At 63.5% G+C, this 20,392-nt stretch carries 17 protein-coding genes; 9 read left to right on the forward strand and 8 right to left on the reverse strand.

Annotated features, from left to right (window positions below; genetic code table 11):
• The 3 genes from EN993_RS14745 to EN993_RS14755 all read left to right on the forward strand — a co-directional run.
• Positions 1–790: sulfite exporter TauE/SafE family protein (locus EN993_RS14745; RefSeq protein WP_164757662.1), on the forward strand; the 790-nt coding region annotated here is incomplete at its 5' end.
• Positions 790–1,581, forward strand: coding sequence for a TIGR02186 family protein (locus tag EN993_RS14750; protein WP_109666485.1), 792 nt, complete (start codon positions 790–792; stop codon positions 1,579–1,581). The genes EN993_RS14745 and EN993_RS14750, both read left to right, overlap by 1 nt.
• Positions 1,582–1,750: 169 nt before the next feature.
• Positions 1,751–3,007 carry an Hsp70 family protein gene (locus EN993_RS14755; RefSeq protein WP_109666483.1) on the forward strand — a complete coding sequence of 419 codons (1,257 nt, stop codon included), beginning with the start codon at positions 1,751–1,753 and terminating at the stop codon, positions 3,005–3,007.
• A 186-nt stretch (positions 3,008–3,193) separates the two neighbouring features.
• Here the strand turns inward: EN993_RS14755 and EN993_RS14760 are convergent, their stop codons facing one another.
• Positions 3,194–3,655, reverse strand: coding sequence for a cupin domain-containing protein (locus EN993_RS14760; RefSeq protein ID WP_109666784.1), 462 nt, complete (start codon positions 3,653–3,655; stop codon positions 3,194–3,196).
• A 109-nt stretch (positions 3,656–3,764) separates the two neighbouring features.
• Between EN993_RS14760 and EN993_RS14765 the strand changes: the two genes are divergently transcribed.
• Positions 3,765–5,327, forward strand: coding sequence for a winged helix-turn-helix domain-containing protein (locus EN993_RS14765; protein ID WP_109666481.1), 1,563 nt, complete (start codon positions 3,765–3,767; stop codon positions 5,325–5,327).
• A gap of 116 nt (positions 5,328–5,443) precedes the next feature.
• Here the strand turns inward: EN993_RS14765 and EN993_RS14770 are convergent, their stop codons facing one another.
• Positions 5,444–6,328 carry a LysR family transcriptional regulator gene (locus tag EN993_RS14770; RefSeq protein WP_127263851.1) on the reverse strand — a complete coding sequence of 295 codons (885 nt, stop codon included), beginning with the start codon at positions 6,326–6,328 and terminating at the stop codon, positions 5,444–5,446.
• 281 nt (positions 6,329–6,609) lie between these two features.
• Between EN993_RS14770 and EN993_RS14775 the strand changes: the two genes are divergently transcribed.
• From EN993_RS14775 to EN993_RS14785, 3 genes are read left to right on the forward strand one after another with little or no spacing between them, the layout of a single operon-like run.
• Positions 6,610–9,537, forward strand: a complete 2,928-nt coding sequence (locus tag EN993_RS14775; RefSeq protein WP_127263865.1) for a molybdopterin oxidoreductase family protein — start codon at positions 6,610–6,612, stop codon at positions 9,535–9,537.
• Entirely contained in the window at positions 9,534–10,268 is a 735-nt protein-coding gene (locus tag EN993_RS14780) for a 4Fe-4S dicluster domain-containing protein (protein WP_056588391.1), read from the forward strand. Before EN993_RS14775 ends, EN993_RS14780 begins: the two co-directional genes overlap by 4 nt.
• A gap of 3 nt (positions 10,269–10,271) precedes the next feature.
• Positions 10,272–11,207 carry a DmsC/YnfH family molybdoenzyme membrane anchor subunit gene (locus EN993_RS14785; RefSeq protein WP_127263853.1) on the forward strand — a complete coding sequence of 312 codons (936 nt, stop codon included), beginning with the start codon at positions 10,272–10,274 and terminating at the stop codon, positions 11,205–11,207.
• A gap of 6 nt (positions 11,208–11,213) precedes the next feature.
• Here the strand turns inward: EN993_RS14785 and pdeM are convergent, their stop codons facing one another.
• Both pdeM and EN993_RS14795 read right to left on the reverse strand, forming a co-directional pair.
• Positions 11,214–11,930, reverse strand: coding sequence for a ligase-associated DNA damage response endonuclease PdeM (gene pdeM / locus EN993_RS14790; protein WP_127263855.1), 717 nt, complete (start codon positions 11,928–11,930; stop codon positions 11,214–11,216).
• A 13-nt stretch (positions 11,931–11,943) separates the two neighbouring features.
• Positions 11,944–14,463, reverse strand: coding sequence for a ligase-associated DNA damage response DEXH box helicase (locus EN993_RS14795; RefSeq protein WP_127263857.1), 2,520 nt, complete (start codon positions 14,461–14,463; stop codon positions 11,944–11,946).
• Positions 14,464–14,752: 289 nt separating this feature from the next.
• Here EN993_RS14795 and EN993_RS14800 point away from each other — a divergent pair, with 289 nt between their 5' ends.
• On the forward strand, positions 14,753–15,664 hold the full coding sequence (locus EN993_RS14800) for an agmatinase (protein WP_127263859.1): 912 nt from the start codon (positions 14,753–14,755) through the stop codon (positions 15,662–15,664).
• 192 nt (positions 15,665–15,856) lie between these two features.
• On the opposite strand, the gene EN993_RS14810 is transcribed toward EN993_RS14800, so the two are convergent.
• The 3 genes from EN993_RS14810 to EN993_RS14820 form a co-directional block, all read right to left on the reverse strand.
• Entirely contained in the window at positions 15,857–16,717 is an 861-nt protein-coding gene (locus EN993_RS14810; protein ID WP_127263861.1) for an NlpC/P60 family protein, read from the reverse strand.
• A 93-nt stretch (positions 16,718–16,810) separates the two neighbouring features.
• Positions 16,811–17,161: a MarR family winged helix-turn-helix transcriptional regulator gene (locus tag EN993_RS14815; protein ID WP_109666469.1), complete on the reverse strand. Its 351-nt coding sequence runs from the start codon at positions 17,159–17,161 to the stop codon at positions 16,811–16,813.
• 72 nt (positions 17,162–17,233) lie between these two features.
• Positions 17,234–18,598: a leucyl aminopeptidase family protein gene (locus tag EN993_RS14820; RefSeq protein ID WP_127263863.1), complete on the reverse strand. Its 1,365-nt coding sequence runs from the start codon at positions 18,596–18,598 to the stop codon at positions 17,234–17,236.
• 126 nt (positions 18,599–18,724) lie between these two features.
• On the opposite strand from EN993_RS14820, the gene EN993_RS14825 reads away from it, so the two are divergent.
• Entirely contained in the window at positions 18,725–19,546 is an 822-nt protein-coding gene (locus tag EN993_RS14825) for a tetratricopeptide repeat protein (protein WP_126067612.1), read from the forward strand.
• A 90-nt stretch (positions 19,547–19,636) separates the two neighbouring features.
• Here the strand turns inward: EN993_RS14825 and EN993_RS14830 are convergent.
• A partial coding sequence (locus EN993_RS14830) for a type II secretion system F family protein (RefSeq protein WP_164757663.1) occupies positions 19,637–20,392 on the reverse strand: 756 nt, incomplete at its 5' end.

Genomic DNA, 20,392 nt, shown 5'->3' on the forward strand with positions numbered 1-20,392 from the left:
CTACAACATACCCCCGGCGATCGCGGTCGCCACCGGCGCCAACCAGGTCATCGCCTCCTCCGTCTCCGGTGTCCTTTCGCACATGAAGCGAGGGACGCTCGACTTCAAGCTCGGTGGGGTGTTGCTGGCCGGCGGCATTGTCGGTTCCACCGGCGGCATCTACGTCTTCGCCTTCCTGCGCCGCCTCGGCCAGCTCGACCTCTTTATCTCGCTGCTCTACGTCGTGCTGCTCGGCACGGTCGGCGGACTGATGCTGGTCGAAAGCGTCAATGCGCTGCGCGCCACGCGCAGCGGTGCGGCACCGGTGCTGAAGAAATCCGGCCAGCACAACTGGATCCACCGCTTGCCGCTGAAGATGCGCTTCAGGGCCTCGAAACTGTTCGTCAGCGTCATCCCGGTGCTCGGCCTTGGCGCCGGCATCGGCTTCCTGTCGTCGATCATGGGTGTCGGCGGCGGCTTCATCATGGTGCCGGCGCTGATCTATCTGCTGAAAGTGCCGACCAATGTCGTTATCGGCACCTCGCTCTTCCAGATCATCTTCACCTCCGCCTATACGACACTGGTCCACGCCACCACCAACCAGACGGTCGACGTCGTGCTGGCCTTCCTGCTGATGGCGGGCGGCGTGGCCGGCGCGCAATATGGCGCCAAGGCCGGTCAGAGGCTGCGCGGCGAGCAGCTCAGGGCCTTGCTGGCGCTGCTGGTGCTGGCGGTGGCGATACGATTGGCCATCGATCTTTTCGTCACTCCGCCCAATCTCTATTCGCTGTCCGCCGTGGGCCTCAACTGATGAGGGCTCCGAACGCGTTCGCAACCGCCATTGTCCTGTCATTGCTTGCGGCCGCGGTATCAGCGAAGGCACAGGTCCCATTGACGGAAGGCATCCAGATCGGGCTCTCCACCGACAATGTCTCGATCACCGCCGGCTTTTCCGGCGCCGACCTGACCATCTTCGGTTCGCTGGAAAATCCCGATCCACTCGTCGCTCGCCAGGGCCGCTACGATGTCATCGTCGTGCTCGAAGGCCCGCCCAAACCGGTGGTGGTGCGCCGCAAGGACAGGGTGCTTGGCGTCTGGGTCAATCTGGACTCCGAGACCTTCGAGAACGTGCCGATGTCCTATTCGGTGGCGACGACGCGGCCGCTGCAGGACATCACCGAACCCAACAGCTACAAGCAGCTGTCGCTTGGCGCCTCCAACCTCTACATGCAGCCCGCCGATGCCGGCGACAGCCCGGCGACGATCGAGGAATTCACCGCGGCGTTGCGGGAGCGCAAGTCGGCGACCGGCCTCTACAGCGAGAATGTCGGCGGCGTGCAATTCCTGTCGCAGAACCTGTTCCGCGCCACCGTCAGGCTGGCGCCGAATGTCCCGGTCGGCACCCACAAGGCACGCGCCTTCCTGTTCAAGAGCGGCCTGTTCATCAAGGAAAGCTCAGCCCAGCTCGAAATCCGCAAATCCGGTTTCGAACAGTCGATCTTCCGTGTCGCCCATAATTATTCCTTCCTCTATGGCGTCTTTGCGATATCGCTGGCCATGCTGACAGGCTGGCTCGGAAGGCTGATCTTCCGGCGAGACTAGAACTTTTCCCGAAAAGTGGTTTCCCTTTGCGGGAGCATGCGGTAGACCGCGCTCCCCAGCCAACTTGCAGACACAAACAATTCGGTTCGGCAGAGCAGCCCGTCCCCGGGCAGCGCGCGATTTCTCATGGCGCCTGTCGGCTCGCCGTCGACAAATACAGGAACTTGTCATGCGACCAGCCTTCGGCGGTATCGACTTCGGTACTTCGAACTCCACCGTTGGCGTGGTCCGCAACGGGCAGCCGCGCCTTGTCGCGCTTGAAGACGGCCAAGTGACGCTGCCCAGTGCCGTGTTCTTCAACTTCGAGGACAACCGCACCTGTTTTGGCCGCCACGCCATCGCCAACTACACCGACAGCATCGAAGGCCGGCTGATGCGTTCGCTGAAGAGCGTGCTCGGCAGTTCGCTGGCTCACGAGAAGACCCGCATCAAGGCGCGCTCGATCGGCTTCATGGAGATCGTCGGCATGTTCCTCGGCCATCTCAAGAGGAGGCTGGAAGCAGATGTCGGCGATACGGTAGAGACCGTCGTGCTTGGCCGGCCGGTGCAATTCGTCGATGACGACGCTGAAGCCGACGCGAAGGCACAAAGCGAACTCGAGAACGCCGCGCGCGCCCAGGGCTTCAAGCATATCGCCTTCCAGTTCGAGCCTATCGCGGCGGCGCTCGACTACGAGCAGAAGGTGACGCGCGAGGAACTGGCGCTGATCATCGACATGGGCGGCGGCACGTCGGACTTCTCGATCGTGCGCGTTTCACCGCAGCGCTCCCGTTCGCTCGACCGCAAGGACGACATCCTGGCCAGCCGAGGCGTCCATATCGGCGGTACGGATTTCGACCGGCTGCTGAGCATCGCCCATGTGATGCCGCAGCTCGGCTATCTGACGCCAACCAAGGACGGCAAGCGCAATCTGCCGGCGAGCTATTTCATCGATCTGGCGACATGGCAGCGCATCAACCTGGTCTACACCGCCAAGGCCATGACGCATCTGCGCCAGATCCGCTACGAGGCCGAGCGCGCCGACCTGGTCGACCGTTTCATCCACATCGTCGAACACCGCTACGGACACGCGCTGGCGGCACTCGTCGAAAAGGCCAAGATCGAGCTGACCGACAGCTCGTCCGCCGATGTGGCGGTGAAGCTGCCGGGTGCTGAATTCGCCGCCGAAATCACACGCAGCGGGCTGGATGCCACGATTGCCAGGGACATCGAGCGGGTCACGGCAACGGTGGCGCAGACCATCCGGGACGCCGAGGTCAGGCCATCCGACATCACCGCGGTGTTCCTGACCGGCGGATCGACCGCGATCCCGCTGGCAAGGCGAGAGATCCTGTCGCTGGTGCCGCAGGCATCCGTCATCGAAGGCGACATGTTCGGCTCGGTCGGACTTGGCCTGGCGCTGGATGCGCAGCGGAAGTTCGGCTGAGGTCTTCTCAGAGCGGTCCAGCTTTTCAGAGACTGATCCGCTTTAGGCTACGCCTTGTGCCCATAAATCCCGTCGGCGTGATGCGACGAAGGTCACGTCCGCCTCGCCCCAGCACCGACCAAGCTCGTGCCACAGCGCGATATGTCGCGATTGGCCAGAAGCTGCCGTGAACCGCCGGACAGAGACTTACCCGCGTGTTGTCAAAGTCGAGAGCTGGTCAGTGTCGTAGCGGTTTCGCAAATCGGCGAGCGCTTTTGGGTCCGGCGCGCCCCGCGCCGCGAGTTTGGCGAGTTCTTCGAAATAGTGCTCGTGGCCAGGCGGAGAGACGGTCAGCAGCACGCGGGCGGGTCTCTCACTGACATTCGTGATGTCGTGCGGCACTCCCGGTGGAATGAACAGATAGGTTCCGGGCGTTGCGCGGATCGTCTTGTCGCCGACATGCCACGCACACTCGCCCTCAAGCAGGTAGAATGTCTCTTCCTGCACGCGGTGAACATGCCGTCCGGTGGCGAACCCCGCCGGGATCGTCCAGTCAAACATGCTCGTGTGCTTGGTATTTTCGCCGGTGACGAGGAAGACCATAGGTTGACCACGTAGCATGACACCCTTCTTCTCATCGGGCATGCGAATAACGGCATTGGCGCTCATGGGATCCTCCTTTGACTGGGCGCTTACTTCTGGCAAGCACTTGTGCAACATTGGCCATCGATGCTGGGAAGTCGTGAATTCGTTCCCAAAAATTTGCTAAAAGCGTTTGATGACAATCGGAGGCGACCTTTATCAGTTTGGCCCGTTCCGCCTCGATCAGGTAGCGGGCATTTTGTACCACGGTGCCGAGCCGACCATGCTTGGGCAACGCGCCGTCGCGCTGCTGCGTTTGCTGCTCCAAAACGCGGGCGTACCGGTGTCCAAGGACGCGCTGGTCGAGGCCGGCTGGGGCAAATTGGCGGTTGCCGATAACAACCTCACGGTCCAGATCGCGGCCTTGCGCCGAGTATTGGCCAACGCGGCGGATGCTAGGAGCTGGATCGAAACACTGCCGCGCCGCGGCTATCGCTATGTAGGACCGGCTGTTGCGACGAATGTCCCTGATCGTTCGGCTGCCGCCCGCACCGCGTCGGCGCTGACCCTGCCTGAGAAACCGTCCGTCGCGGTCCTGCCGTTCTCGAACTTGAGCGGGGATCCGCAGCAGGAGTACTTCGCCGATGGGATGGTCGATGACATCATCACCGGTCTGGCACGCATCAAGTGGCTTTTCGTTATCGCACGAAACTCGACCTTCACCTACAAAGGCCGCGCCGTGGACGTGAAGCAGGTCGGCAGCGAGCTTGGCGTGCGCTATGTCCTCGAAGGTAGCGTGCGCAAGGCCGGCGGTAGTGTGCGCGTGACCGGTCAGATGATCGACGCATCAACCGGCGCGCATGTGTGGGCCGAGCGCTACGACCGCAGCTCCGAGGATATTTTCGCGCTTCAGGACGAGATCGCGCTATCAGCGGTGGGCGCGATTGCTCCGAGCGTGCGAAAAGCGGAAATTGAACGCGTCAGGCGGAAGCGCCCAGAGAGTCTCGATGCTTACGATCTCGTGCTTCAAGCCCAGCCTGATGTTGATACAGGTATGCCAGTACAAGTTACGAGAGCGCTGGGGCTTCTTGAGCGTGCGATCGCACTCGAGCCTGCCTATGCCCTTGCGCATGGCAATGCCGCGATGTGTCATCATTGTTTGTTCCTTCGCTCCGGGCTGCAAGAAATCAACCGTGCGGCTTCGATCCGGCACGCCCGATCGGCCATTGTCCATGGACAAGACGATGCGCTCGCTCTGACATGGGCAGGGTTTTCGATCGGCATGGATGCGCATGATCGCGCGGCTGCGTTCACTGCGCTGGAAGCTGCCCTCGCCATTAGCCCGTCATCGGCGCTGACCTACATTCTTGGCAGCGTCATTCTCGGATGGGGCGGCGAAGCAGAGCGCGCGATAGAATGGAGCGAGAAGGGTATGCGGCTAAGCCCGTTCGATTCGTGGGCGTGGGCCGCGTTTGACGCGCAAGCAATGAGCCATTTGCTGCGCGGACGTTACGAAGAAGCTTGTCGTGCGGCCTATAAGTCCGTTCAAGCCAATCCAGCACACAGCATCACCTACGTGCAACTGACCGCAGCGCTCGCCAAACTCGGCCGGCTGGACGAAGCGAGGGCGGCCGCTGCGCGCGTGCGCGAGCTTCAGCCGGGTTTTCGCTACAGCCGCCAGTTTGCTGGCGTGAGCTGTGCGCCGGCACTCGCGGAGACTCTTGGAAGCGCGCTGCGGGACGCCGGATTGCCGGAGTGACGGTCGAGCGTTGAGGCGGACAGCGCTCGCGGTGATCCAATTTGGGTCATTTCGACGGGGTTGTCGGCAGTCTCATGCCCGCTTCTGCCCATAAGCGCCGAACCGGGTCCGGCGCGCTACGTTTTGCCGGTGAGATGCGCCTTTAGCGCCATCTGGGCCAGGCTTGCCTGGCGATCGCGATGGGTGATCATGGCGAAGTCGCGTTTCGGCAATTCGAGCGGCACGGACCTGAGACTGCCTTCGGCCACGGCGCGGGCCACGACAAGCTCCGAAATGATGGTAGCGCCGGCTCCCGCCTCGACCGCCTGGCGGATGGCCTCGTTGCTCGGCAGCACCAGGAATATCTGCAAGTCGGCGAGTGAAATTCCTTCGCGGCGGGCCAGGTCCTCCAGCACTTCGCGGGTGCCCGAACCGCCCTCGCGGATGATCCAGCGCAGGTCCTTGATGTCGGAGTGGCCGGGCGCGACTTCCGCGATCTCCGGATGCGTGCTGGCAACCACCAGCATCAGCCTGTCGACGTCAACCTTGGTGCGGCGCAATATGTCGGACTCGGTACGTCCCTCGACCAGCCCGAGATCGGCCGCGCCATCGAGGACATTGGCCTCCACCTGCCTGGTGTTGCCGATGGAGACGCTCAGCCTGACCGCCGGATAGGCCTCGTGGAAGGAAGCCAGCCGGCGCGGCAGCCAGTAGCTGGCGATGGTTTGGCTGGCGGCAATCGAGAGGCTGCCGGTGACGGTCTGCGAGACATGCTCCAGAACATTGCGGGCGGCGGCGGCCCGTTCGAGCACGGCCTTGGCCTCGGGAAGGAACCGATGACCGGTCTGGGCAAGCTCGATGTTGCGGCCGACCCGGTTGAACAAATGCACGCCGTGCTGTTCTTCAAGCGCTCGGATGGCGGCCGATGCGGCCGACTGGGAAATGCCCAGCAGTTCCGCCGCCTTGGTCATGTGGCCGCGCTCGGCGACGGCGACGAAAATCCGCAACTGATCCAGTGTCATGTCTGTATTAAGAACCAATATCGATCGAATTTACAAGAACAACTGATTAGACGGATCGATAGCTTCATTCTAAGTTTTCGAGCGAAGTTAGAAAAAATTCGCCAAGAGATCGCAGAGAGCAGAATGATCGGGCGGTTCAGATCCCTGCTTGCGCATTGGAGCCGCGGCATAAGGCGGCGGCTGGCCGGCGATCGATATCATCCGGAAGAGCATTACATGCGCGGCCCCGGACCGAAGACGCGAGCCAAATCCGCCGGCCGCGCGGGCACCACCGGATCATGATGCAGGGATCGCCGCGCGGCGCGAATTCGGCACCATCGCAACGCCCGCTTGCCGACACGCGCGCACCGGATGAAGGCGACGGCGTCGACACCTCGCCTGACGTTTCCGACAGCATCGCCAAGACGACCTGCTACATGTGCGCCTGCCGCTGCGGCATCGACGTGCACATCAAGGATGGCAAGGTCCGCTACATCAACGGCAACAAGGACCATCCGGTCAATCGCGGCGTGATCTGCGGCAAGGGCAGCTCCGGCATCATGCAGCATTACAGTCCGGCAAGGCTGAAGAAACCATTGCTACGGACCGGTCCACGCGGCTCTGGCGCGTTCCGCGAGATCGAGTGGGAAGAGGCGTTTTTGATCGCCACCGAACGGCTGTCGAACATCCGCCGGACCGACCCCAAAAAACTCGCTTTCTTCACCGGCCGCGACCAGTCGCAGTCGCTCACCGGCTGGTGGGCAAGCCAGTTCGGCACGCCGAACTTCGCCGCCCATGGCGGCTTCTGTTCGGTCAACATGGCGGCGGGTGGACTCTATACGATCGGCGGTTCGTTCTGGGAGTTCGGTGAACCCGACTGGGACAACACCCGATATTTCATGCTGTTCGGCGTCGCCGAGGATCACGATTCCAACCCGATCAAAATTGGCCTCGGCAAGCTCAAGGCGCGCGGCGCCAAGGTCGTCTCGATCAACCCGTGCCGCACCGGCTACAACGCCATTGCCGACGACTGGATCGGCATCCGGCCCGGCACCGATGGCCTGCTCGTGTTCGCGCTCATCCATGAATTGCTGAAGGCCGGGCGCGTCGATCTCGAGTATTTGCTGCGCTACACCAATGCCCATGTCCTCGTCGTGCAGGAGCCGGGTGCCGCCGATGACGGGTTGTTCATGCGCGATGCCGACGGCAATGCGCTGGCCTGGGACAGGGTAGCGAAGACACCGGTCTGCGCCGCCGAGGCCAGTGCAAAACCGGCACTGACCGGCAGCTTCACGATCGATGGCCGCCACTGCGTTCCGGTGTTCCAGCTGATCGCCGACCGCTACCTCGATGAGAGCTATGCGCCGGACGCGGTCGCCGAGCGCTGCGGCATTGCCGCCGACACGATCCGCAGGATCGCCGCCGAACTCGCCCATGTCGCCTTCGAACAGACGATCGAATTGCCGATCGCCTGGACCGACTGGGCCGGGCGCCGCCACGAGACGATCAAGGGGCGGCCTGTCTCGATGCACGCCATGCGCGGCATCTCGGCCCACTCGAACGGTTTTCACACCTGCCGCGCCATCCATTTGCTTCAAGTGCTCTTAGGCACCGTGGATGTCCCCGGCGGTTTCCGTTTCAAGCCGCCCTATCCCCGGTCCGCGCCGCCAGGGCCGAAACCGGCGGGCAAGACCGTCAAGCCGATGACGCCGCTCGACGGCATGCCGCTCGGCTTCGTCTGCGGGCCGGACGATTTGCTGGTCGACGAGGCCGGCACGCCGACCCGTATCGACAAGGCCTATTCCTGGGACGCACCGCTGGCCGCGCATGGCCTGATGCACACCGTCATCCGCAACGCCTGGGCTGGCGATCCTTACAAGATCGACACGCTCATGATGTACATGTCCAACATGGCGTGGAATTCCTCGATGAACACCGTCGAGACCATGGCGATGCTGACCGACCACGACGAGGCCGGCAACTACAAGATCCCCTTCATCATCTATTCCGATGCCTATTATTCCGAGACCGTGCCGTTCGCCGACCTCGTGCTGCCGGACACGACCTATCTCGAGCGCCACGACTGCATCAGCCTGCTCGACCGGCCGATCAGCCATGCCGACGGACCCGGCGACGCCATCCGCCATCCCGTCGTCGAGCCCGACCGCGATGTCCGCCCATTCCAGTCGGTGCTGATCGAACTCGGCGCCCGGCTTGGCCTGCCCGGTTTCGTCGATGACGACGGCGCCGCCAAGTATCGCGACTACGCTGACTACATCGTCAACCATGAGCGCACGCTCGGTATCGGCCCGCTCGCCGGCTGGCGCGGCAAGGACGGCACCACGATCGGCAAGGGCGAGGTCAATCCGGACCAGTTGCAGCGCTACATCGACAATGGCGGCTTCTGGCACCACGATTTCGCTAACGACCAGCGCTACTACAAGATGGCCAACCGCTCCTATCTCGATTTCGCAGAGCAGATGGGCTTCATCCCCAAGGCGGGGCCGATCGTCTTCCAGCTCTATTCCGAGCCGCTGCAGCGTTTCCGTCTGGCCGCGCGTGGGCACGGCCCTGTCTTGCCGCCGGAGGGCGATCGTCAACGCATCGAGACCTACATGGACCCGCTGCCGTTCTGGTACATGCCCTTCGAGGAGGCGGTCGTCGACCTCGAAAAATATCCGCTGCATGCGCTGACGCAGCGGCCCATGCATATGTACCATTCCTGGGGCTCGCAGAATGCGTGGCTCAGGCAAATCACCAGCCAGAACCGGCTGTTCGTGCATCATCGAACCGCCGCCGGTCTCGGCCTTGTCGATGACGACTGGGTGTGGATCGAAAGCATCAACGGCAGAGTGAAGGGGCAGGTCAAGCTGATCGACGGGGTGAACGAAAGCACGGTCTGGACCTGGAACGCCATCGGCAAGCGGCGCGGCAGCTGGGGGCTGAAGGACGACGCGGCCGAATCCAACCGTGGCTTCCTGCTCAACCATATCATCGGCGACCAGACCTCGGCCGATGCTCAAGGCAAACGCTATTCGAATTCCGATCCGGTGACCGGCCAGGCGGCATGGTTCGACCTGCGCGTGCGGATCGTCAAATGCGCGGCTGAGGAAGCCGGCTTCACCGAGCCGCAGTTCGAACGTTTCCAGCAGCCGCCGCATTTCGAACCCTCGCCCGACAAGCTGACTTTCGGCGCCGAGTTCCGCCGGGCAAGAGAGGCGGCCGAATGACCTGTCTGCCAAGTCAAAGCGGCAAGAAGCTCGGCCTCGTCATCGATCTCGACACATGCGTCGGCTGCCAGGCCTGTGTCACCGCATGCAAGGAATGGAACACGGGCGGCCACATGGCGCCGCTGACCGACATCGACCCCTATGGCGGCCATGTCGACGGCGTCTGGTTCAACCGCGTGCACAGCTACGAGCACACCACCGAGATGGGTGGGCGCACGGTGAACTTCCCGCGCTCCTGCCTGCATTGCGAGACGCCGGCTTGCGTTACCGTCTGCCCGACCGGCGCCTCCTACAAGCGGGCCTCGGACGGCATCGTGCTGATCGACGAGGACAAGTGCATCGGCTGCAAATTGTGCAGCTGGGCCTGCCCCTATGGCGCACGCGAATTCGATACCGATGTCGGGGTGATGAAGAAGTGCACGCTGTGCGTCGACCGCATCTACAATGACAATCTGGCCGAAGAAGACCGCGTGCCGGCCTGCGTCGCCGCTTGCCCGACCAGTGCCCGTCATTTCGGCGATCTCGGCGATCCTCAGTCGGCTGTCTCGCAACTGGTGGCGGAGCGTGGCGGCGTCGACCTGATGCCGGAGCTCGGCTATCGCCCGACCAACAAATACCTGCCGCCACGCGCCCACACCACGCGCGCGGCATCGGTGGCAGCACCCGCACTCGAACCGGTGCGGGCCGAAGGTGGCTTTCTCGGCTGGGTCGACCGCATGCTTTCGAACTAGCCCATGCACCCAGCCTTCTCCGTCGTCTTCTTCACCACCGCTACCGGCGCCGGCTATGGGCTGCTGGCACTGCTGGGTGTGTTCGGAGGCTTCCAGATCATCCAGCCTGACTTCTGGCTGGGCCTCATCGGCATGGGCCTGGCGCTCGGCCTGATCGCGGCCGGGTTGTTGTCCTCAACGGGTCATCTCGGCCGCCCCGAACGCGCCTGGCGGGCGTTCTCGCAGTGGCGCAGTTCCTGGCTGTCGCGCGAAGGCGTTGCCTCGGTCCTCACCTTCATTCCGGCGGGACTGTTCGGCATCGGTTGGATATTCTTCGGCAAGACCGATGGCTGGGTCGGCATCGCAGGATTGCTCGCGGCCTGTGGTGCGGCCGTAACCGTCTGCACGACCGGCATGATCTACGCGTCGCTGAAGCCGATCGCCCAGTGGCACAGCCGTTTCACCTTGCCGGGCTATCTCATCTTTTCGGCGATGACCGGCAGCGTGTTGCTGAACGCGCTGCTGCAGGGGTTTGCGCTTGGTTCGAAAATCATTCTGGCGGCTTGTGTGCTGCTGACCTTGCTCGGCTGGGGCTGGAAACTGGCAACCTGGCGCTACAACGACCGGCTGGAAATCCCGACCACCGCCAACACTGCGACGGGTTTGGCCGGCGGCACGGTGCAGTCGCTGGAATGGCCGCATACCGAGGAAAACTATCTGCTCAAGGAAATGGGCTTTCGCATCGCGCGCAAGCACAGCGCGCGGCTACGCCAGATCACGCAGCTCCTGGCCTTCGCCCTGCCCGGCCTGCTGCTCGCCGTAACAGTTGCCCTGCCCCGGCCCTTCGCAGCAGCACTGTCACTGCTTGCCGCGATCGTGCAGTTCGCCGGTATGCTGGTCGAACGCTGGCTGTTCTTCGCCGAAGCCAAGCACACTGTCACGCTCTACTACGGCAGATAGGGCGTTTCAGCCGGGCCTGAGCATCGAGCGCGAGATGGCGAAGATACGGTCCGTGCCGAGCATGTAAGCCATCAAAGTGTCCAGCCGGAACAGCCCTGCATAGGCGCGGTCGAGCACGTTGAGCGAACCGGTATAGGCGCCGAAGGCCGGCATGATCATGCGGCCGCCGTCGCCGGCAAAGCAGCGCCGCCGCACCGAGCGGCCGCGCTGGACGATGCGGGCGCAAGGATGCAGATGGCCCGCTATTTCGCCTTCGACACGCTGCTTCGACGGCTCATGCCGGAACAGCAGCGAGCCGATGGCCAGTTCGCGCACTGTTTCGCCGGGCAGGTCGGCGGGCGCATCCGGATCGTGATTGCCGGCGACCCAGAACCAGTCGCGTCCTGATATCAGCGCTTCCAGACGCTCGCGGAAGCTTGCGTGCATACGCTCGGCGCCGCCGCCATCATGAAAACTGTCGCCCAGGCTGATGACGATGGATGGGTGGTAGTCTGATATCACCGCCTGCAGTCTCAGCAAGGTCGCGCCAGTGTCGTAAGGTGGGATCAGCGTGCCGCGCCGTGCCAGCGACGAACCCTTTTCCAGATGCAGGTCGGAAACGGCCAGAAGCCGCAGATCCGGAAAATAGAGCACGCCGCGCGGGTCGCAGACGGCGCGCTCGCCGGCGATGCCGACAAGGTCGGCCTCGGCGATCAGCGATGCGCGCGCCAGCGAAAAATTCATCTGGAAATCGGTCTCATCTTTGGCCCATCGCCTCCTCGACCAGATCGGCGGCTTCCATGAGCAAGGACTCGTTGGCGCCGCCATTCACCGATTCCTTGCCGATCTCCAGCATGATCGGCACCGCCAGCGGCGATATCTGCTCAAGATGCTTATGCATGATTCCACCACGCACGCGCGAGAGCATCTCGGCAAGTCTGCTGACATCGAGCAGTCCGGCCGCCGCATCGGTGCGCGTTGCCTGCAGCAGGATATGATCCGGTTCGTGGCTGCGCAGCACGTCATAGATGAGATCGGCCGACACCGTGACCTGGCGCCCGCTCTTCTCCTGGCCAGGAAAACGTTTCTCGATCAGCCCGGCAATGACCGCACAGGTGCGAAACGTCCGTTTCAGCATCCAGCTGTCGTTCAGCCAGGCCTCGAGATCGTCGCCCAGCATGTCTTCGTCGAACAAGGCAGCCAATGACGGCTTCTTCGCCTTGAACAGTGCCGCCATGTCATCCAGCGCCCACACGGCCAGCGAATAGTCGGTGGCGACGAAGCCGAGCGGGCGGGCATTGGCCCGCTCCAGCCGCCGTGTCAAAAGCATGCCGAGCGTCTGGTGCGCCAGCCTGCCCTCGAAGGGATAGGCGACCATGTAGTGGCGGTTGCCGCGCGGAAAGGTTTCCACCAGAAGGTCGCCGCGCTTCGGCAGCACCGACTTTTCCTTCTGCAGCCGCAGCCAGTCGGCAACCTGTTCGGGCAGAGCCTGCCAGCGGTCGCTGTCGGCCAGCATGCCGCGCACCTGATCGGCCAGATAGGTCGACAGCGGAAACTTGCCGCCGGCATAGGACGGCACGATGATGTTGGCGCCGGCGCCGTTGGAGACGACGCACTCGTTCTCACGGATGCCCTCGAAGCGCAGCACCTTGCCGGCGAACAGGAAGTTGTCGCCGGGCCGCAGCGTCTCGGCGAAATACTCCTCGATCTTGCCCAGCACCGGCCCGCCGCGACCAGCCATGCCACGGCCCTGCCTGACATATCGGACATTGAGCTCCGGCATTTCGACGATGGTGCCGACATTCAGCCGGTATTGCTGCGCGATGCGCGGATGCGAGACCCGCCACAGCCCGTCGACCGTCTTTCGAATGCGGGCGTAGCGCTCGTAATTCTTCAGCGCGTAGCCGCCGGTGGCAACGAAATCGACGACGCGGTCGAAGGTCTCACGCGCCAGCCCGGCGTAGGGCGCGGCACCGCGCACCTCTTCGAACAGCAGATCTGCATCGAAGGGCGCACCGCAGGCGACGCCCAGCACATGCTGCGACAGCACGTCGAGCGCGCCGGTGATCAGCGGCGGCGTGTCCTGTGCGCCGAGATAATTGGCGTCGAGGGCGGCCCGGCATTCCAGCACCTCGAAGCGATTGGCCGGAATGAGGATCGCCTTGGACGGCTCGTCCATGCGGTGGTTGGCGCGGCCGATGCGCTGCGCCAGCCGGCTCGCGCCCTTCGGCGCACCAACATGCACGACCAGGTCGACATCGCCCCAGTCGATGCCGAGGTCGAGCGTCGAGGTGGCGACGATGGCGCGCAGCGCATTCTCGCCCATCGCCTTCTCCACGCGTCGACGCTGACCGACATCGAGCGAGCCGTGATGCAAGGCAATCGGTAGCGAGTCCTCATTTGCCCGCCACAATTCCTGGAACAGGAGCTCCGCTTGGCTGCGTGTATTGACGAACAGGATCGTCGTGCGGTGCCGCTTGATCGCCTCATAGATTTCGGGGATGGCGTAGCGGGCCGAATGGCCGGACCACGGCACATGCTGTTCCGAGTCGAGGATGGAGATGTTGGGCTTGGCCCCGCCCGCAACAGTGATCAGGCCGGCCATGGCACCCGGCGGATTCTGCCCGACCAGCCAGCGCCGCAAATCGTCGGGCTCGGCAACGGTGGCCGACAAGCCTATCGTCTGCAGGCTAGGCACATAGCTGCGCAACCGCGCCAGACCGAGCGCCAGCAAATGCCCGCGCTTCGACGTCACCAGCGAGTGCAACTCGTCGAGCACGACATAGCGCAGATCCTCGAAGAAACGCCTGGCATCGGGCGCCGCGATCAGCAGCGCCAGCTGCTCGGGCGTGGTCAACAGGATGTCGGGCGGCACCAGCTTCTGGCGCTGGCGCTTGTGGGCGGGGGTGTCGCCGGTGCGCGTCTCGATGGTGACCGGCAGGCCGATCTCCTCCACCGGCTTGCCGAGATTGCGCTCGATATCGACAGCAAGCGCCTTCAGCGGCGAGATGTAGAGCGTGTGGATGCCGCGATGCGCCTGGCCTGGCTTTCGCCTTGGCCGGTTGGCCAGTTCGGTCAGCGACGGCATAAATCCGGCCAGCGTCTTGCCAGCGCCGGTCGGGGCAATCAGCAGGACCGACAGTCCGGCCTGGGCTTTCGCCAGAAGTTCAATCTGATGGGCGCGCGGCGACCAGCCCTTTTCGCCAAACCATCTGATGAATGGTTCGGGCAGGGCCACGGTGGCATTCTGTTCGGCAAGGCGCAGCTGTTCTGTCACCCGCCAGAGGTAGCGCGACGGCGGGCAATCGCCAAGAAGAATCGGAACAAAAGGTGATCGAGGCCTTTGTTCCGTCGTACCGGTACCTACTTGGGGCGACAGGCATTCGCGTGTTCGCTCCACCGGCTTCGCCAAGCTAACACATCCGGAATCGACGAAAGATTCTGATTTTCTTACGTCAATGGGCGCACTTCGTATTGGTCTTGCGACCTTACCGGCCTAGCATAGGATTTTGCTGCCTGCCGCAAACGACCCCCGTCTTGCGCCCTCAACAACCGAAACTTTAGAAATGACCGCCTCGCCTCGCTTTCTCGGCTTTCCGGACCGCCTCGCCGATGGGCACGTGCCTCGTGCGGTGATCTTCGGAGCCGGTCACGGCAGCACCTATCCCGGCAAGGACAGCAGCGGCCATGCCTTGGCCGCCGACGCCATCCGCGCTGCGAGCCAGGATGATGCCGCGCTCATCGAGCACTGGGATTTCGATCTCGGCGGCCCGTTGTTCGACGGCAAGCCGGTCTCTTGCATCGACGCCGGCGATGTCCCAACCACGATGCATGATAATGCCGGCAACCGGGCTCGGATCGAGGCGAAGATGCGCGAAATCCTGGCGCTGCCGTCTGTGCCGATCCTGATCGGCGGCGACTGTTCCATGACCATTCCCTTCCTCACCGGTTTTACGGATCACGGGCCGGTCTGGGTCCTGCAGATCGACGCCCATATCGACTGGCGCGACGAGGTGTATGGCGAACGCCACGGCTATTCGAGCCCGATGCGCCGGGCGAGCGAGATGCCGCATGTCGCCGGCATGGTGCAGGTCGGCCTGCGCAGCGTCGGCAGCGCAGGCATCACCGACATCGAAGCGGCACGGCGCTATGGCAGCCGCTTCGTGACCGCCCGCGAGGTCCACGCCCAGGGCGTCGAAGCCGCACTCCGGCATATTCCGGAAGGCGCGCGGGTCGTAGTCACCCTTGACTGCGACAGCCTCGATCCAAGCATCATGCCGGGCGTAGCGGCGCGTACACCCGGCGGCCTCATCTACACGCAGGTGATCGACCTGGTGGCGGGTCTCGGCAGGCGGGCCAGGATTGCGGGGTTCGACCTGGTCGAGTTCTATCCCCCCGCCGACATTGACGGCCTGTCGGCCCTGACCGCCGCGCGCATTCTCGTCAATGTGGTGGGCACCATCGTCCGGCAGGTTTGAAACCCGGCTTCCTCCCGTAGTCGCCAAACCCGTCGACCGGACATTGGACGGTACGGCCTTCAAAGGTAGGCGTTTGGCTCGGTCCTGATCTAAAGCGCGTCGTGTTTGAACGGATTCAGGCGACGCGCTTTAGGTCTTTGTTTTCATGCATGTCGTTTTCCCAAAACCGAGGTCACTTTTGGGCGACATGCATTAGGGCCGCCGAAACCCGGTCGGGCCGCCATAGAGATAACCGATGCGGGCAACCGCATCCTTCAACCCTTCGCGCGACACCAGCATGGTGTGGCCGTTGGCGTGGATCATTGTGTCGGCGTCGGTCATGACGGCGACATGGCCCTTCCAGAACACCAGATCGCCGCGCCGCAAGCCGGCGTAGTCCGGACCCGGATCCAGCGACTCGCCGAGCGTCGCCGCCTGCATGTCGGAATCGCGCAGCACGTTGCTGCCGGCCATGCGCATCGCCAGTTGCACCAGGCCCGAACAGTCGATGCCGAAGCCGGAAGTACCGCCCCAGAGATAAGGGGTTCCAAGAAACGTCTCGGCAACCGCGACATAGTCGGAGGCTGCTTCACTGAGCGGCCACAGATGACCCGCGATGATCGCCTCGCCGGATGGCAGGACGGCATAGTGCGTGCCACGCGTCTCGGCGGCATCCGTCACCGTCACCGTCGATCCCATCGACAACTGTCCGGCGATCGGAAAGCGCAGATCCGGCCCGGGGTAGAGGAAGGTGCGCGGCACGCAGACGATGTGGGTGGGCGCAAGGCCCCGCGCGCCCAGCATCGTGTCGGCGACATAGCCGACATAGCCGTCGCGTTCGGCCTGGACCCACGCCCAGCCTTCAGCGACCTCGAAGACGAGGACATCATCGCCGAACAGAAGTTGCGTGTTGACCCCGGCATCCGGCCGCGGCGCCCTGCGCATATCGGCCACGGATGCGGTGATCCGCGCCGGTCGGCCGGCGACGAAGCGCTCGGCGGCAACCTCGCCCTTCAGCCGCGCATCGGCAAGGTCGGAACGGAAAGCGTGAAGACGGGCATCCCTGGCAGTCAAATCGGGTATCTCTTCTATTCTGTTTGAGCGTGATCTTTATCCGAAAACCGGTTTCCACGTTTCAGGATCATGCTCTCTAGATGGGCAAGTCGCTCAAATCGGCAGTTCGTGGGCCTTGGCAATGATACCATCGCCGAAGCGCTCGACAAAGAGCGCGCCCTCGACCGTGCGCCTGATCAGCACATTGCGCTTGTCGAGCTCGTCGCGATGGCGCGACACCAGTTTCAACGCGCCCATCGTGTCGAGCGCGCGGGTGATCACCGGCTTGGTGACATTGAGGCGGGCGGCGAGCCCGCGCACCGTGTGCGGCGGCGGATCGAGATAGATGGTGAACAGGATCGCCGTCTGGCGCATGGTCAGATCGGGCTCGTCGTCGCGCACCTGCGACAGCATCACTTGCTGCCACAGTCGCAAGGCCTGGCTCGGGCGCATCCCAATCGACATCACGCCAGCATGACGGCAAATTGTTTCGGTTCCGTTTCAGTTTCCGCAATTTGCCGGCTCTGCTTACAGCTATCACCCGTAGCGTTTCGAGATGATCCGCTCCAGCGCGCGGATGCCTTGTGCCTCGCCGCCGGCGGGGCCATGCGGGCGGTCGGCCGGGTTCCAGGCGAAGATGTCGAAATGCGCCCATCCCGCGGTCTTTTCGACAAAGCGTTTCAGGAACAGCGCCGCCGTGATCGAGCCGGCAAAACCGTCCGCGGTGACGTTGTTGATGTCGGCGATCTTCGATGACAGTTTTGCATCGTAAGGCCGCCACAACGGCATGCGCCACAACGGATCCTCAGCCACGACGGAAGCCGCCGCCAGCTCGGCTGCCAGCGCTTCGTCACCGGTGTAGAAGGGTGGCAGGTCGGGGCCGAGCGCGACACGCGCAGCCCCGGTCAGTGTCGCCATGTCGACCAGAAGCTGCGGTTCCTCCTCGTCGGCCAGCGCCAGCGCGTCGCCCAGAACCAGCCGCCCCTCGGCATCCGTGTTGCCGATTTCGACAGTGATACCCTTGCGGCTCGTCAGCACGTCGCCGGGCCGGAAGGCGTTGCCGGCAATCGAATTCTCGACCGCGGGAATGAGCACGCGCAGCCGCAAATTCAGACCGGCAGCCATGATCATCGAGGCGAGGCCAAGCACATTGGCAGCACCGCCCATGTCCTTCTTCATCAACTGCATGCCGGACGATGGCTTGATGTCGAGACCGCCAGTATCGAAACAGACACCCTTGCCGACCAGCGTCACCTTCGGCGCGCCTTGCTGCCCCCATCTCATGTCAATCAGGCGCGGCGCGCCGGCCGACGCGCGGCCGACCGCATGGATCATCGGGAAGTTCTGATCGAGGAGATCGTCGCCGGTCACCACCGAGACTTCGGCCTTGTGCCTGACGGCCAGGGTCCGCACCGCCTGCTCCAGGTCTTCCGGGCCCATATCGCTGGTCGGTGTGTTGACCAGATCGCGTGTCAGGAAGACGCCATCGGCGATGCGGCGAACGCGCCCGGTATCGACGATGGCCGGCAGTTCGAAGCGCAGCGCCTTGCCTGACTTCTTGCCGTAACGGGTGAAGACATAGCCGCCGAGCACCAGCGCGGTGGCCGCGAGCTCGGGCTCGACCGGCGCCGAGGCGAAATGCCAGTCGCCTTCCGGCAAGGCTTTCGACAGCGCGCCGAGGGCGAGCGCGCCTTCGCCATCGCCGATACCGAACAACGCGCCGCCGAGCGCTCCGTTTTCGCCGGGCACGACCAGCGTCCTGCCTGGCTCGCCGGAAAAGCCGTTGGCTCTGGCCCAGGCGACGGCGGCTGGCGCAACACCCGTCGCCTCAAGGCGATCCCTGGCGACCAGATGGACCGGCAGTGAGCCCGGCAGTTTCTTCTCGACGAGTTCGACAGGCATTCGATGTTCTCCATGCGGCGACCTTCGAGTCGCCGTTCTTAACCATCCGTTAGGGTTAACAGAATATTTCTGCGGGAGGGAAGACGGCCACGCAATGGCCGCGCATGAATGGAGGCTTAGGTAGCCATGCCGACCAACCGCACGATCAACGCCAGGGGAAAACGGCTCATCACCACGGCCCTTGCGCTGGTGCTCGCAGCGGGCGTCGCCGGCTGCGGAACCGACAAGCTTTCCACCGGCTCGATCGGGCGCACCAGCGGCAAACCACTGGAAACCATGTCGGCGGGAGAACTGCACACTGCGACGACGTCACTTGGCCAATCCTACGCCAAGAACCCCAACGACAAGCGGATAGCGACAAATTATGCCGCGGCACTGCAGATGGACGGTGACGCCGACCAGTCGCTCGCCGTGATGCGCAAGCTGGCGATCGCTCTGCCGAAGGATCGTGACGTGCTTGCCTCCTATGGTAAGGCGCTGGCCGCCAATGGCCAGTTCGAAGCGGCGCTCGACGCCGTGCGCCGCGCCCAGACGCCGGAATATCCCGACTGGAGGCTGGTGTCGGCCGAAGCGGCCATTCTCGACCAGACCGGCCAGAAGGACGATGCGCGCCAGCTTTACCGCAAGGCGCTCGAGCTCAAGCCGAACGAACCTTCGGTGCTCTCCAATCTTGGCATGTCCTATGTGCTGGAAGGTGACCTGCGCACCGCCGAAACCTATATGCGCTCGGCCGCGCAGCAGCCAAATGCGGACAGCCGGGTCCGCCAGAACCTGGCGCTGGTCGTCGGCCTGCAAGGCCGTTTCGACGAAGCCGAGAAGATCGCCTCGCAGGAACTCTCGCCTGACCAGGCGCAGGCAAACGTCGCCTATCTCAGGCAGATGCTGGCCCAGCAGAATGCCTGGAGCCAGCTCAAGGACCAAGACAAGTCAAAACCGGCAACCAACTGAGACGACGATCCTTGTAGTGACCATCAATGAAGAAGCCGCGCTGCATGCAGCGCGGCTTCTTCACATGTCGTGCAGGGATTTGCCTTGCCGTTACTGGGCTGCTGCCGGTGCCGGATGATCTCCGAAGATACCGCGCTGGCTGACCTGAATGCCGGCAGGGCCCAGAATGATGGCGAAAAGCACCGGCAGGAAAAACAGGATCATCGGCACGGTGAGCTTTGGCGGCAAGGCGGCAGCCTTCTTTTCGGCCGCATTCATGCGCATGTCGCGGCTTTCGGCTGCAAGCACGCGCAGTGCATGCGCCACCGGCGTGCCGTAACGCTCGGCCTGGACGAGTGCCTGCGACACCGATTTGACCGAATCCAGGCCGGTGCGGCTTGCCAGGTTCTCGTAGGCCTGCTTGCGCTCCTGCAGATAGGAAAGCTCGGCGTTGGTGAGGATGAATTCTTCCGCCAGTGCCACCGATTGCGCGCCGATCTCGTCGGCGACCTTGCGGAGTGCTGCTTCCACCGACATGCCCGACTCGACGCAGATCAGCAGCAGATCGAGCGCATCCGGCCATGCCATCTGGATCGACTGCTTGCGCTTGGTGGCGCGGTTGTTGACGTAGACGACCGGTGCGTAGAAGCCGCCATACGCAACGAGGATGCAGACGAACAGCCTGATGACCAATGGCTTGTCGGGCAATCCTCCGAGGACGAAGATGTAGATTGTGGCCAGCGCGAAGCCGACGAAGGGAAGCACGAGACGGAAGAAAAGAAACCGCGTCAGCGGATTTTGCCCACGAAACCCGGCCACTTTGAGTTTCTGCAGCGTGCCCTCATCGGCGAGCGCGCGCCTAAGATC

Source organism: Mesorhizobium sp. M7D.F.Ca.US.004.01.2.1, from assembly GCF_003997785.1.
GTDB lineage: Bacteria > Pseudomonadota > Alphaproteobacteria > Rhizobiales > Rhizobiaceae > Mesorhizobium > Mesorhizobium loti.